This window comes from Halomonas sp. A40-4, assembly GCF_015767635.1.
Taxonomy (GTDB): domain Bacteria; phylum Pseudomonadota; class Gammaproteobacteria; order Pseudomonadales; family Halomonadaceae; genus Vreelandella; species Vreelandella janggokensis.
Genome location: NZ_CP065230.1, coordinates 1,283,848 through 1,296,706 on the forward strand (window position 1 = coordinate 1,283,848; position 12,859 = coordinate 1,296,706).

Annotated in this window: 10 protein-coding genes and 2 tRNA genes; 9 read left to right on the forward strand and 3 right to left on the reverse strand. The window is 55.4% G+C overall.

What is annotated here, in order from left to right; all coding sequences use genetic code 11:
* Nucleotides 1–136: 136 nt before the first annotated feature.
* Nucleotides 137–757, forward strand: a complete 621-nt coding sequence (locus IT895_RS06005; RefSeq protein ID WP_085917362.1) for a hypothetical protein — start codon at nt 137–139, stop codon at nt 755–757.
* Between the two features lie 8 nt (nt 758–765).
* Here the strand turns inward: IT895_RS06005 and IT895_RS06010 are convergent, their stop codons facing one another.
* The gene (locus IT895_RS06010) at nt 766–1,290 is read right to left on the reverse strand and encodes a helix-turn-helix domain-containing protein (RefSeq protein ID WP_085917363.1); all 525 of its coding nucleotides are present in this window, start codon (nt 1,288–1,290) and stop codon (nt 766–768) included.
* Nucleotides 1,291–1,567: 277 nt separating this feature from the next.
* On the opposite strand from IT895_RS06010, the gene gltX reads away from it, so the two are divergent.
* From gltX to IT895_RS06025, 3 genes are all read left to right on the forward strand, one after another.
* A complete protein-coding gene (gene gltX / locus IT895_RS06015; RefSeq protein WP_085917364.1) occupies nt 1,568–3,046 on the forward strand; it encodes a glutamate--tRNA ligase in 1,479 nt (492 codons plus the stop codon).
* 94 nt (nt 3,047–3,140) lie between these two features.
* Nucleotides 3,141–3,216 (forward strand) — tRNA-Ala (locus IT895_RS06020).
* Nucleotides 3,217–3,252: 36 nt separating this feature from the next.
* Nucleotides 3,253–3,328: transfer RNA gene (locus IT895_RS06025), tRNA-Glu, on the forward strand.
* Nucleotides 3,329–3,713: 385 nt separating this feature from the next.
* Here the strand turns inward: IT895_RS06025 and IT895_RS06030 are convergent.
* Nucleotides 3,714–4,595 (reverse strand): NAD(P)-dependent oxidoreductase, encoded by an 882-nt coding sequence (locus tag IT895_RS06030; protein WP_085917365.1) that lies wholly within the window; start codon nt 4,593–4,595, stop codon nt 3,714–3,716.
* A 103-nt stretch (nt 4,596–4,698) separates the two neighbouring features.
* A complete protein-coding gene (gene gltA, locus IT895_RS06035; protein ID WP_085917366.1) occupies nt 4,699–5,985 on the reverse strand; it encodes a citrate synthase in 1,287 nt (428 codons plus the stop codon).
* Between the two features lie 487 nt (nt 5,986–6,472).
* Between gltA and sdhC the strand changes: the two genes are divergently transcribed.
* The 5 genes from sdhC to IT895_RS06060 all read left to right on the forward strand — a co-directional run bounded on the left by sdhC (nt 6,473) and on the right by IT895_RS06060 (nt 12,858).
* A complete protein-coding gene (gene sdhC, locus IT895_RS06040; protein ID WP_085917367.1) occupies nt 6,473–6,850 on the forward strand; it encodes a succinate dehydrogenase, cytochrome b556 subunit in 378 nt (125 codons plus the stop codon).
* Nucleotides 6,844–7,191, forward strand: coding sequence for a succinate dehydrogenase, hydrophobic membrane anchor protein (gene sdhD / locus IT895_RS06045; RefSeq protein ID WP_085917368.1), 348 nt, complete (start codon nt 6,844–6,846; stop codon nt 7,189–7,191). Before sdhC ends, sdhD begins: the two co-directional genes overlap by 7 nt.
* Before the next feature lie 3 nt (nt 7,192–7,194).
* Nucleotides 7,195–8,967, forward strand: a complete 1,773-nt coding sequence (sdhA, locus tag IT895_RS06050) for a succinate dehydrogenase flavoprotein subunit (RefSeq protein WP_199285024.1) — start codon at nt 7,195–7,197, stop codon at nt 8,965–8,967.
* Between the two features lie 24 nt (nt 8,968–8,991).
* Nucleotides 8,992–9,702, forward strand: coding sequence for a succinate dehydrogenase iron-sulfur subunit (locus IT895_RS06055; RefSeq protein ID WP_066317198.1), 711 nt, complete (start codon nt 8,992–8,994; stop codon nt 9,700–9,702).
* A 324-nt stretch (nt 9,703–10,026) separates the two neighbouring features.
* Nucleotides 10,027–12,858, forward strand: a complete 2,832-nt coding sequence (locus tag IT895_RS06060) for a 2-oxoglutarate dehydrogenase E1 component (protein ID WP_085917370.1) — start codon at nt 10,027–10,029, stop codon at nt 12,856–12,858.
* Nucleotide 12,859: the final 1 nt, after the last annotated feature.

The following is a 12,859-nucleotide window of genomic DNA, read 5'->3' on the forward strand; positions in this document are numbered from 1 at the left end:
CATATGGTTTGAATGCATGCGTTGAAAAGGGTGGCCTGCAGGGTTAGAGCAATCCTTTCCTCAATCAGTGGCTTATTTCTCTGTGTATGTGGCAGGGGAGTGATAAGCTGGCGGTTATGGTGGTCGAGGAGCGGATATGCATCAGATGAAAACAGGTTTCAGGCTAACGTTGGTTGGCATCATGTTATCCACCATGACACTGCTTGTTGGCTGTGGTGGCGGGGATGAGCAGGCTGCGGACGAACAGGCGCGCGAGACGGCAGAAACGATTGCCCAAGAAGAAGCCGCGAGTCGTGAAGCCCAGGCGCAGAGCGAGAAGACTGAGGAAGTTGAGCCGTTGGACGTTCGAATCCTCGTCTCGGCGTCGATCGGCTCAGATCGTCGCTTGCAGGTAGAAGGTGAAACCAACCTGCCCGATGGCGCTCAGTTGCAAGTGATTGTCGAGCGCGAACTGAGCCGCGTGCGCTGGCGCGAGCGGGTCGATGTTGAGCAAGGGCAGTTTGTCGCTGGGCCGTTCGGCCCTGGTAGTGGTCTGCCGGACGGTGGCTATAGCGTCAGCGTGGAGCTGTCCGAAGCCACCGTTCAACCCGAATCTGTGCAGCAACGCATCGGTGAAAAAGGCGAGTACCTGACGGGTGAATTGATTACTCAATCCCGCCATGGCCTAGGCCAGATTGCCACTTACACCACACGCTTTATGGTCGGCAACCAGCCCAGACAGTCACGGGGTGACGCAGAGTTACTCCAGACGCCTTGAAATACTCGTCAGGCGGAGCGCCAATGCGCTAACAGTACAGCTTGAATAGAGGCGTCGCTGGTCGCTTTGCTTAACTGTTTAAAGTGAAGCTTGCCGTCCTGCTCCACCAGGTATAGGCCGGTCTTGTGGAAGACATGGGTTGGGCCCAGCAGGAGTAAATCGCCCGGTTTGGCAGGTGTAAAGTCGCTACCCGGCTCTGGTGTCACCATGATGCATGGGGCTTTCCAGTTGGCCTTGAGCGGTAAGTGATCGGGCACGGTCATGGCCGTTGACTGCACCTGCTCCCACGGTAGCGGTCCTTCGTGACTTAACGTCAACAAGAGTGGAGCGCTGTCACCCTCAAGCAATGTGGCGAGCGAGCAATCCAGAGATTCGGCGAGTGCCACCAGACGCTCATGGCCGATTTGCTTGATGGCTCCGGACTCCCAATAAGAAATGGTGACATCCGATACGCCAACTTTACGTGCAAGGGCAGCTTTGTTGAGCTTGGCCCTAAGCCGCAGTTGCTTGATACGTGAGCCTAGCGATTCCATTTCGTTTTCCCGTCGATGAGCAGCGTCGCTCGTTTAAAAATGTCCATCAAACCGATGGCGTTAAAATAGATTCTCTGCTGAAAACAGGGCCTGAATTCAGGTGGTCCGCACCACGACATACTAAGCGATTGTGCAATAACGCGCATTTTTTTCCAGACAACGTTTATTTAACCCACATGTGACGCTTTCTGACGGGAGTCGTTCCCTACGCGATGGTGTTGGTTAAGCACTGGGTGCGTATAATATCGCCACGCTTTATTGCCAAAAGGACGCTCCAATGACCGTACGTACCCGAATTGCGCCATCGCCGACGGGAGATCCCCATGTTGGTACGGCGTATATTGCGCTGTTTAACCTATGTTTCGCACGTCAGCACGGCGGCCAGTTTATCCTGCGCATCGAAGACACCGACCGGGTGCGCTCCACACCAGAATCGGAACAGATGATTCTGGATTCGCTGCGCTGGTTGGGTCTTGAGTGGGATGAAGGTCCGGATGTGGGAGGGCCGCATGGTCCGTATCGGCAAAGCGAGCGTGGCGATATTTACGCGCAATATGCCCAGCAACTGCTGGATGACGGGCACGCGTTCAAGTGCTATCGCACCAGCGAAGAACTGGATGAGCTGCGCGAGGGACGTAAGGCTGCCGGCATGCAGTTAGCATTAAAGCCTGCCGATCTGGCTTTGGATGAAGCTGAAGCGGCGCGTCGGGCGGCAGAAGGCTGGCCCTTTGTGGTGCGTATGCAGGTGCCAAACGACGGCGTGTGCGTGGTGGGTGACATGCTGCGTGGCAACATTGAAGTGGACTGGGCACAGGTAGACGCGCAGATTCTGCTCAAATCGGATGGCATGCCCACTTACCATCTGGCCAATGTGGTGGACGACCATTTGATGGGCATTACCCATGTGCTGCGGGGTGAGGAGTGGATCAATTCTGCCCCCAAACACCAGCTGCTTTACGAGTACTTCGGTTGGGAGATGCCGCAGCTTTGCCACATGCCGCTGTTGCGTAACCCGGATAAGTCGAAGCTTTCAAAGCGCAAGAATCCGACCTCGATTAATTACTACCGCCGCATGGGGTTTCTACCCCAGGCTGTGACCAACTACCTGGGTCGAATGGGTTGGTCGATGCCCGACGAGCGTGAAAAGTTCAGCCTTGTGGAAATGATGGAAGCCTTCGATGTTCAGCGTGTCTCCTTGGGCGGGCCGGTGTTCGATCTGGAAAAGCTGACCTGGCTGAACGGGGTTTACATCCGCGAAGACCTTGATGACGACGGGTTACTGATGGCACTGCGTGAGTGGGCCTTTAATGAAGACTACGTAAAGCAGATCCTGCCGCAGATTCGCCCGCGTATCGAAACCCTTGCCCAGGCGACGCCATTGGCAGGGCACTTCTTCTCCGGCTTGCCCGATCTGAAAGAGCAGGACTTCGACAGCGTCAAGCTGGAAAAAGACGATTTGGTCAAGCTGCTGCAATTCCTGGTCTGGCGTTTTGAAGTGGTGCCAGCGTGGCATAAAGAGGCCCTGCTTGAAGAAGTTAAGACATTGGCCGGGCACTTTGATCTGAAAATGAAGGCTTTCCTGGCACCTGTGTTCATCGCCATTACCGGTAGTAGTACAAGTACATCGGTGATGGATGCGATGGCGATTCTAGGTTCAGACGTGACGCGGGCAAGGCTCCGCCATGCGATTGAGGTGCTTGGCGGCGTTTCCAAGAAGCAGGCCAAGCGTCTTGAGAAAGAGTTTCGCGATCTATAAGAACCGCCCATTATAATAGCCCAAACATTTTGGTATTTTCTTGGTTGACGAAGGCGAGCGTAATCAGTAATATACGCCCGTCTTCGCGACACGTGGGGCCTTAGCTCAGCTGGGAGAGCGCAACACTGGCAGTGTTGAGGTCAGCGGTTCGATCCCGCTAGGCTCCACCAATATTGACTTCGTCATACGCGAAGTGCGCTTGATACGTCCCATTCGTCTAGTGGTCCAGGACACCGCCCTTTCACGGCGGTAACAGGGGTTCGAACCCCCTATGGGACGCCACCATGTTTCTGCATTATCCCTTCCTTACTGGTAGCGCTATAAAGCCCATTTGATGTGCTTACCCATGTCTATGCCTCGCTGTTTTATAACCCTCATTATGTGCTGAAAATACGCTGATTCAGGGTATTTTGTACTTGACTTGTCCACTTTTGCGTTTTTGTGAAACAGGTTGTGCACAACCCCGCGATGCGAGTGCGCTAAATCATTGTTTTATCATTATTTGTTTAAAAACAGTAACTTGCGCAAGGTTAAAAAATGACCAATTTAAGACGTCCCCGCTAATCATGGCGATTGTGGGACGTTTTCTAGTGGTTGTGAACAGGGTTATCCACAGATAGTGTGGAAAACCCTGGCGAGGTTAGCGGAGGGGTGAAAAGTCAAGCATCTATTGCACTTTGCGCAGCCGTTTTAGCAGCGATGAGGTATCCCAGCGGCCGCCGCCGAGTCGTTGCACATCGGCATAAAATTGATCCACCAGGGCAGTCACTGGCAAGGTGGCGTCAAAGTGGCGCGCTTGGGATAAACAGATAGCAAGGTCCTTGCGCATCCAGTCCACTGCGAAGCCATGTTCGTATTCGTCGGCAATCATCGTTTTGTGGCGATTCTCCATTTGCCATGAGCCCGCGGCACCTTTGGATACCACATCGATGACCTGTTGCTGATCAAGGCCGGCCTGCTCTGCAAAATGCAAGCCCTCGGCCAGGCCCTGGACCAGCCCCGCGATGCAGATCTGGTTGACCATTTTGGTCAACTGCCCGCTGCTGGCATCGCCTACCAGTGTCACGGCGCGGGCGTAGTGATCAAGAACGGGCTCTACGATATCGAAGTGGGCTTGTTGGCCGCCGCACATGATGGTCAGCGCCCCCTTTTCTGCACCCTGCTGGCCGCCTGATACGGGGGCGTCGAGAAAGGCGATACCCTGTTGGCGGCAGGCGGTATCAAGCTCCAGGGCCAGGTCCGCCGATGCGGTGGTGTGATCAACCAGAAAGCTGCCGTCCGCCATGCCTTGGAGCACGCCGTTTTCCCCGGTTGTCACCTGTCTCACATCGTCATCGTTGCCGACGCAGACCAGGACGAGATCTGCGCCTTCGGCGGCTTCGCGAGGCGTGGCGTGGGCGCTGCCTCCGTATTCGCTTACCCAGGCGTCAGCTTTGCTGCTGGTGCGGTTGTAAACACGTGTGGTGAGCCCTTGTTTGGCAAGGTGCCCCGCCATGGGATAGCCCATAACGCCTAGACCGATAAATGCGACTGTCTTGATCGTAGCCATAAATCACCTGATTGTTGATGTGTTGTGAATTAATGATGGCAGAAATACAAAAGGCCACCCTGGGGCGGCCTTTGTATGCTCATTTCACTCTGCGTAACGCGGCTTACTTTTTAGGGTAGTCGCGTTGCTCGTGGCCAACGTAAAGCTGGCGAGGACGACCGATCTTGTAGCTTTCGCTGAGCATCTCGTTCCAGTGCGAGATCCAGCCGATGGTGCGTGATACCGCAAAGATCACCGTGAACATGTTTCTCGGCACACCCATGGCCTTCAGGATGATGCCTGAATAGAAATCGACGTTCGGGTACAGCTTGCGCTCGATGAAGTAGTCATCTTCAAGGGCGATCTGCTCCAGGCGCTTGGCGATCTTGAGCTGCGGGTCATCTGCCATGCCCAGCTCGGCCAGTACTTCGTCGCAGGTCTCTTTCATGACCTTCGCACGCGGGTCGAAGTTGCGATAAACGCGGTGACCAAAGCCCATCAGCTTGAACGGGTCGTCTTTATCCTTGGCTTTATCAACAAAGCGCTGGATATTTTCTTCGGACTCGTCGCCGATTTCGTCGAGCATCGCCAGTACCGCTTCGTTGGCGCCGCCGTGCGCTGGTCCCCATAGAGCCGCAATGCCGGCACTGATGCAAGCGAAGGGGTTGGCGCCGGTTGAGCCTGCCAGGCGAACAGTGGAGGTAGACGCGTTTTGCTCGTGATCCGCATGCAGCATAAAGATGCGGTCCATGGCTTTAGCGTACACCGGGTTGATTTTGTACTCTTCGCAGGGGTTGCTGAACATCATGTAGAGGAAGTTCTCTGCATAGCTCAGCTCATTGCGTGGATAGTTGAACGGCTGACCGATGTTGTACTTGTACGACATCGCGGCGATCGTCGGCATCTTGGCGATCAAGCGAATAGCGCTAATCTCGCGGTCTTCTTCTTTGGTGATGTCCATGTGGTCGTGGTAGAAAGCCGCTAGACCGCCGACAACACCACACAGGATCGACATCGGGTGCGCGTCGCGACGAAACCCTTTAAAGAAGTTGTTGATCTGGTCGTGGACCATGGTGTGATTACGGATGCGCGACTCGAAATCTGCATACTGCTTGTCGTCAGGTAGGTCACCGAACAGCAGGGTGTAGCACATTTCAACGAAATTGGACTCTTTCGCCAGTTGGTCAATGGGATAGCCGCGGTGTAGCAACACGCCCTTGCCACCATCGATGTAGGTAATGGCAGACTGGCAGGAAGAGGTGGCCATGAAGCCTGGGTCGTAGGTAAACAGGCCCTCGGCACCCAGGGCGCGAACGTCGATAACGTCTGGGCCAAGTGAGCCGGAGTACATCGGTAGTTCGATCGTTTTATCTAGACCGTCTACCGTTAATGTTGCTTTCCTGTCAGCCATGCTGGCCTCCTTTCGAGTTCGGGTTGGGACGTAAAGTCGGTGCTGCGCATACCGCGCCGGCGAAAAGGCCTGCCCACTATAGAAGCGTGCGTCATTTTGTCAATTAGCCCTATCGCTAGGTATGCTTGTACAGTGTGTGTTGTCTTGGTTAATAATTGTCCATGGTTGACGTGTCGCTTTGAGCGGAAAATGTTATCTCAGGGATAATACGTTAACCTGCTTACTAACGAGCTTGCTTACCGACACTATAGCGATGCTGCGATGCAAAATCGACTCACAATACGGAGTTTTTTCTTGCACAATGGTCGAGTAAAGCCTTAGTTCGGTTTGTCAGCGGGGGCTAAGCTTCTTATAATCTCTGGCGCACGACCGGTAGGTTGGTGGTCGTGCCAGACTTGGCAACGGCCGAGCCCCTTCCAGTAATCACTGCCCGCTCGGGCTATGCCCGACCTGTCGCAGAGCGGGCCAATAAGAGTGTGTATAAGCCGTGAATAGCAAACGACCCGTAAATTTAGACCTGACGACGATACACTTTCCACTCCCGGCATTGACGTCGATTGCACACCGCATCACCGGTGTCATCCTCTTTGTTGGCCTCATTTTCGCTTTCTGGGCACTCGGTAAATCGCTGTCTTCACCGGCAGGCTTTGATGCCGTTAGTAGTGCCCTGGCCAATAACTTTTTCGCCAAGTTCGTGGCTTGGGGCCTGTTATCGGCGCTGGCGTTTCATTTCGTCGCGGGCATTAAACACCTGCTGATGGATGTAAACATAGGCGTAACGCTCGAGGGCGGTGTGAAAAAAGCGCAAATCACGGTGGTGGTAAGCGCGATTCTGATTATTCTGGCAGGAGTCTGGGTATGGTAACCAACATCACAAGCTTTGGCCGTAGCGGCCTGTCCGACTGGCTGATGCAGCGTTTTTCAGCGGTGGTGCTGGCCATTTACACCGTTTTCATGGTGGCCTATCTGCTGTTCAACCCTGACCTGGATTACTACGCCTGGACGGCGCTGTTCGATCAGACCTGGATGCGGATTTTTTCCCTGCTGGCCTTTATCTCAGTAGCCGCGCACGCCTGGATAGGTCTGTGGACCGTGACGACCGACTATCTTAAATCCACCTTCGTTCGCGTAGGTGCCCAGTCTCTCATCATTCTGGCCATCTTTGTGTACCTGGTGTGGGGCATTCAAATTCTGTGGGGAGCTTGATACATGTCTAACCTACGTAGCCTGACCTTTGACGCCATTATCATCGGTGGCGGTGGCTCTGGCCTGCGCGCTGCTCTAGAGCTTGCGAAATCCGGTAAGAAGACAGCCGTATTGTCGAAAGTATTCCCGACGCGTTCCCACACTGTTTCTGCCCAGGGTGGAATTACCTGTGCTATCGCATCTTCCGACCCCGATGACGACTGGCGTTGGCACATGTATGACACCGTCAAGGGCGGCGACTATATCGCTGACCAGGATGCGTCGGAGTACATGTGTTCTGAGGGTCCGAAAGCGGTCTTTGAGCTTGAGCACATGGGCCTGCCGTTCTCGCGCTTCGATAATGGCCGCATCTATCAGCGCCCGTTCGGTGGTCAGTCGAAAAATTTCGGCGAAGGTGGCCAGGCGGCACGTACCTGCGCCGCGGCCGACCGTACCGGCCATGCGCTGTTGCATACGCTGTACCAGAACAACCTCAAGAACAACACAACGTTCTTGAACGAATGGTACGCGGTGGATCTGGTGAAAAATTCCGATGGCGACGTCGTCGGTTGTATTGCCATGTGCATCGAAACCGGCGAAGTGGTCCACGTGAAGTCGAAAGCCACCGTACTGGCCACCGGCGGTGCAGGGCGTATCTACGCTTCGACCACCAACGCCCTGATCAACACCGGCGACGGTATCGGTATGGCGCTGCGCGCCGGCTTCCCGATGCAGGACATGGAAATGTGGCAATTCCACCCGACCGGTATTTACGGTGCGGGCACGCTGGTTACCGAAGGCTGTCGTGGTGAAGGTGGTTACCTGATCAACAAGGACGGCGAGCGCTTCATGGAGCGTTACGCGCCAAACGCCAAAGACCTGGCGGGCCGCGACGTCGTCGCGCGTTCCATGGTCATGGAAATCCTCGAAGGTCGTGGCTGTGGCGAGAACGGCGATCACGTCTTCCTGAAGCTTGATCACCTGGGTGAAGAGGTCCTTGGTAAGCGCCTGCCGGGTATCGTTGAGCTGTCCAAAACGTTTGCCCACGTCGATCCGGCGAAAGATCCGATCCCGGTCGTGCCGACCTGCCACTACATGATGGGCGGTATCCCGACCAACATTCATGGCCAGGCGATCACTCAAGACGAAAGCGGCAAAGACCACATCGTTAACGGCTTATACGCCTGCGGCGAAGCGGCGTGTGTATCGGTCCACGGGGCCAACCGTCTGGGCGGCAACTCACTGCTCGACCTGGTGGTCTTCGGCCGTGCTGCAGGCATGTTCATCGAGGGTGCGCTGAACGAAGGTATTGATTACCTGGATGCCTCTGAGTCTGATATTGCCTCGGCCATGAAGCGTATTACCCGCTGGAACGAATCAGAAGGTGGCGAGAGCATCCCCGCGCTGAAGGCGGAGCTTCAAGACATCATGCAGACCTCTTTCGGTGTTTTCCGCGAAGAGAAAAACATGCAGGAAGGTGTCAAGAAACTCGAGGAGCTACGCAGTCGGATTGCGAACGCCCATCTGCCTGACAAATCCAATGCGTTTAACACTGCGCGTGTTGAAGCCCTGGAACTCGATAACCTGATGGAAGTGGCCGAAGCGACGGCGATCGCGGCCCTTGAGCGTAAAGAAAGCCGTGGTGCGCACTCGCGCTACGACTACCCTGACCGTGATGATGTCAACTGGCTGAAGCACTCGCTCTACTTCCCGATGTCCAAAGAACTCAAGAAGCGCGACGTCAACTTCAAGCCGAAAACCGTTGATACGTTCGAACCCAAGGTTCGTACCTACTAATCTCTGCAACGAGAGGGAGTCACTATGTCCAATCTTCAGGTATCCATATACCGCTATAATCCGGAAACCGACTCCGCACCCTATATGCAGGAGTTTCAGGTCGATACCAAGGGTCGCGATGTAATGGTGCTGGATGTTCTTCACATGATGAAAGAACAGGACAGCGGTCTGGCATTTCGCCGTAGCTGCCGCGAAGGGGTGTGCGGCTCAGACGGCATGAACATGAACGGCAAGAATGGTCTGGCCTGCATTACGCCGTTGTCCGAGGTCGTGAAAGGCAACAAGCTGACCTTGCGTCCACTGCCTGGCTTGCCGGTCATCCGCGATATGGTCGTTGATATGGGGCTGTTCTATAAGCAGTACGAGCGTATTCAGCCGTACCTGCAGAACGATACCCCCGCACCGGCGATTGAGCGCCTGCAGTCCCCGGAAGAGCGTGACAAGCTGGACGGCCTTTATGAGTGCATTCTGTGCGCTTGCTGTTCAACCTCGTGCCCATCTTTCTGGTGGAACCCGGATAAATTTGTCGGCCCGGCAGGCCTGCTGCAGTCGTATCGCTTCCTTGCGGATTCGCGCGATACGGCGACCAGCGAGCGCTTGACCGATCTGGAAGATCCGTTTTCCGTGTTCCGCTGCCGCGGCATCATGAACTGTGTGGCGGTGTGCCCGAAAGGGCTGAACCCCACACGGGCGATTGGCAAGATTCGTGAGATGTTGCTGGCAGATGCCACGTAAAATAAGGGGCTTTTATGCATAAAAAGCGGATGCCACTTAAGTTGCGCACAAATGGCACTTAAATCGTGGCGCTTCGCTTGTTATCATAGTGCCTGTCATATGGTGCGGCGACGCGCCGCACCATATGACCAGTCAAGTTTAAAAGCCGGTGCCGTGAGTACCGGCTTTTGAGCATGAACTGATAAGAAATTGAGTTGAAAAGGGTTTCCGGCCGCTGGTCGGTACCGCCGGCAAATGTCCCGCCCCGCCGGCAGGGCAATACCGATGTCGCCGCGGTGACGCGACGATACCGATACCACCCCATCAGTGCAGGGTGACCGAGAAATGCAACAAGGCATAATGGAGTTGATGTGGCGTTCCTCTCACGTTAGTGGTGGCAACGCTCACTACGTGGAAGCGCTTTACGAGCAGTACCTCGCCGATTCTGAATCTGTCCCTGACGAGTGGCGCAACTATTTTGACCAGTTGCCTCGCCCGGAGGGCAGTGCCACCCACGATGTCCCGCTAAGCCCTATTCGTGATCAGTTCTATCAGTTGGGGCGTGAAAATCGTCCTGCCCGGGTAGCTGCCGCTGAAAGTGGCGAAAACAAGAAGCAGGTGAAAGTCCTGCAGCTGATCAACGCTTATCGCTTTCGAGGTCATCAAAAGGCCAATATCGACCCGCTTGGGCTGCGCAATCCCACCCCCGTTCCCGATCTCGACCTCTCTTTCCACCAGCTTTCAAAAGCTGATCTGGACACCGAGTTTCAGACTGGTTCTTTCTTTCTAGGTATCGACAAGGCGCCGTTGCGCGACATTGTCGATGCCCTTGATCGTACCTACTGTCGCTCGATTGGCTGCGAGATCATGCACATTGTCGATACCGAAGAAAAACGCTGGCTGCAGCGGCGTTTCGAATCGGTTCGCAGTGCGCCCAAATTCAGTGATGACGTGCGCAAGCACGTGCTGGAGCGCCTGACGGCGGCCGAAGGCCTGGAAAACTACCTGGCGTCCAAGTATCCGGGTACCAAGCGCTTCGGTCTGGAAGGCGGCGAAGCCTTTGTACCGATGATGGACGAACTTATCCAGCGGGCAGGCGGTTACGGCACTAAAGAAGTCGTCATTGGGATGGCTCACCGCGGTCGCCTCAACCTGCTGGTCAACATTCTGGGTAAAAACCCGGCTGACTTGATCGACGAGTTCGACGGCAAAAAAGTCATCGAGCGCGGTTCAGGCGACGTGAAATATCACCAGGGCTTTAGCTCGAACGTCATGTCACCAGGCGGCGAAGTCCATCTGGCCATGTCGTTCAACCCCTCGCATCTGGAAATCGTCGCGCCCGTTGTCGAAGGCTCGGTACGTGCCCGCCAGGATCGTCGTAATGATGAAGAGGGCAGCAAAGTACTGCCCATCAATGTCCATGGTGATGCGGCCTTTGCGGGTCAGGGCGTGGTCATGGAGACGTTCCAGATGTCCCAGACCCGTGCCTACAAGACCGGCGGCACGGTTCACATCGTGATCAACAACCAGGTGGGCTTTACCACGTCGCACCCGCTGGATTCGCGCTCCACGGAATACTGTACTGATATCGCCAAGATGGTTCAGGCGCCGATTTTTCACGTTAACGGCGACGATGCGGACGCGGTACTCCACGCTACCCAGGTCGCTTTGGACTACCGGCAGGAGTTCAAGAAAGACGTGGTCATCGATCTTGTCTGCTACCGTCGGCGCGGCCACAACGAAGCCGACGAGCCGTCGGGTACCCAGCCGATGATGTACTCGAAGATCAAGGATCATCCTTCTTCGCGCACCTTGTATGCCAAACGTCTGGTCGAGCAGGGCGTATTGTCTGAAGAAGATGCCAAGGCGATGATCGAGACCTACCGCGATGACCTGGTGGCCGGTAACCACGTGGCCAATGCGCTGGTTCAGGAGCCTAACAAGTCGTTGTTCGTCGACTGGACGCCTTACCTTGGCCATGAGTGGACCGGCAATGCCGATACCACCTTCGATATGAAGCGGCTGCAGCAACTGGCGGCGAAAATGTGCGAGATCCCGGATGGGGTTGATGTGCAGCGTCAGGTCGCCAAGATTTACGAAGATCGCCGCAAGATGCAGGCCGGCGGCATGGGGATTAACTGGGGGTTTGGCGAAACGTTGGCCTATGCCACCTTGATCGACCAGGGTCACCCGGTGCGTATTACCGGCCAGGATGTCGGTCGCGGCACTTTCTCCCACCGTCATGCGGTCGTGCACAACCAGAAAGATGGCACCACCTTTGTGCCGTTGCAGAATCTGTCAGACGGTCAGCCGCGCTTTACCATCCACGACTCCATCCTGTCGGAAGAAGCCGTGTTGGCCTTTGAGTACGGTTATTCGACCACGGCCCCCAATGATCTGGTGATTTGGGAAGCCCAGTTCGGTGACTTCTTCAACGGCGCGCAAGTCGTGGTAGATCAGTTCATTTCCTCGGGTGAGACCAAGTGGGGCCGCTTATGCGGTTTAACCATGCTCCTGCCCCATGGTTATGAAGGTCAGGGGCCCGAGCACTCCTCCGCACGTCTGGAGCGTTTCCTGCAGATGTGTGCCGAGCACAATATGCAGGTGTGTGTGCCGACCACCCCCGCGCAGATTTATCACTTGCTGCGTCGTCAGGTGATTCGCCCGTTGCGCAAGCCGCTGGTGGTGATGTCACCAAAATCACTTCTGCGTCACAAGCAGGCGGTTTCCAGCCTCGAAGACCTGGCCCATGGCAAGTTCCATATGGTACTGGCCGACCAGGCCGAGCTGACGGCTGAGAAGGTGAAGCGTGTGATCCTGTGTGCGGGCAAGGTTTACTATGATCTTGTGAATTGGCGTGCAGAGAACGAGCGTCACGATACGGCGATCCTGCGCCTTGAGCAGCTCTACCCCTTCCCTAAAGAAGAGCTTCTTGAAGCCCTTCAGGCATATACCCAGTTGGAAGATATTGTCTGGTGCCAGGAAGAGCCGTTGAACCAGGGTGCCTGGTATTCCAGTCAGCACCATATGCGTTCCGTGGCCGACATGCTGAAAGATGGCCTGGGACGTGATCTGAAATTCGCAGGACGCCCGGCCTCTGCTGCTCCGGCAGCGGGTTATATGTCCGTCCATACTGAACAGCAGCGCCAGCTGGTGGAAGACGCGTTTAATCTTTAAG

Excerpts from the sequence above, each read along its gene's own strand:
- IT895_RS06010 (WP_085917363.1), bottom strand. The coding sequence starts at position 1,290 with ATGGAATCGCTAGGCTCACGTATCAAGCAACTGCGGCTTAGGGCCAAG.
- IT895_RS06055 (WP_066317198.1), top strand. The coding sequence starts at position 8,992 with ATGTCCAATCTTCAGGTATCCATATACCGCTATAATCCGGAAACCGAC.
- IT895_RS06060 (WP_085917370.1), top strand. The coding sequence starts at position 10,027 with ATGCAACAAGGCATAATGGAGTTGATGTGGCGTTCCTCTCACGTTAGT.
- IT895_RS06030 (WP_085917365.1), bottom strand. The coding sequence starts at position 4,595 with ATGGCTACGATCAAGACAGTCGCATTTATCGGTCTAGGCGTTATGGGC.
- gltA (WP_085917366.1), bottom strand. The coding sequence starts at position 5,985 with ATGGCTGACAGGAAAGCAACATTAACGGTAGACGGTCTAGATAAAACG.
- sdhD (WP_085917368.1), top strand. The coding sequence starts at position 6,844 with ATGGTAACCAACATCACAAGCTTTGGCCGTAGCGGCCTGTCCGACTGG.
- sdhA (WP_199285024.1), top strand. The coding sequence starts at position 7,195 with ATGTCTAACCTACGTAGCCTGACCTTTGACGCCATTATCATCGGTGGC.
- gltX (WP_085917364.1), top strand. The coding sequence starts at position 1,568 with ATGACCGTACGTACCCGAATTGCGCCATCGCCGACGGGAGATCCCCAT.
- IT895_RS06005 (WP_085917362.1), top strand. The coding sequence starts at position 137 with ATGCATCAGATGAAAACAGGTTTCAGGCTAACGTTGGTTGGCATCATG.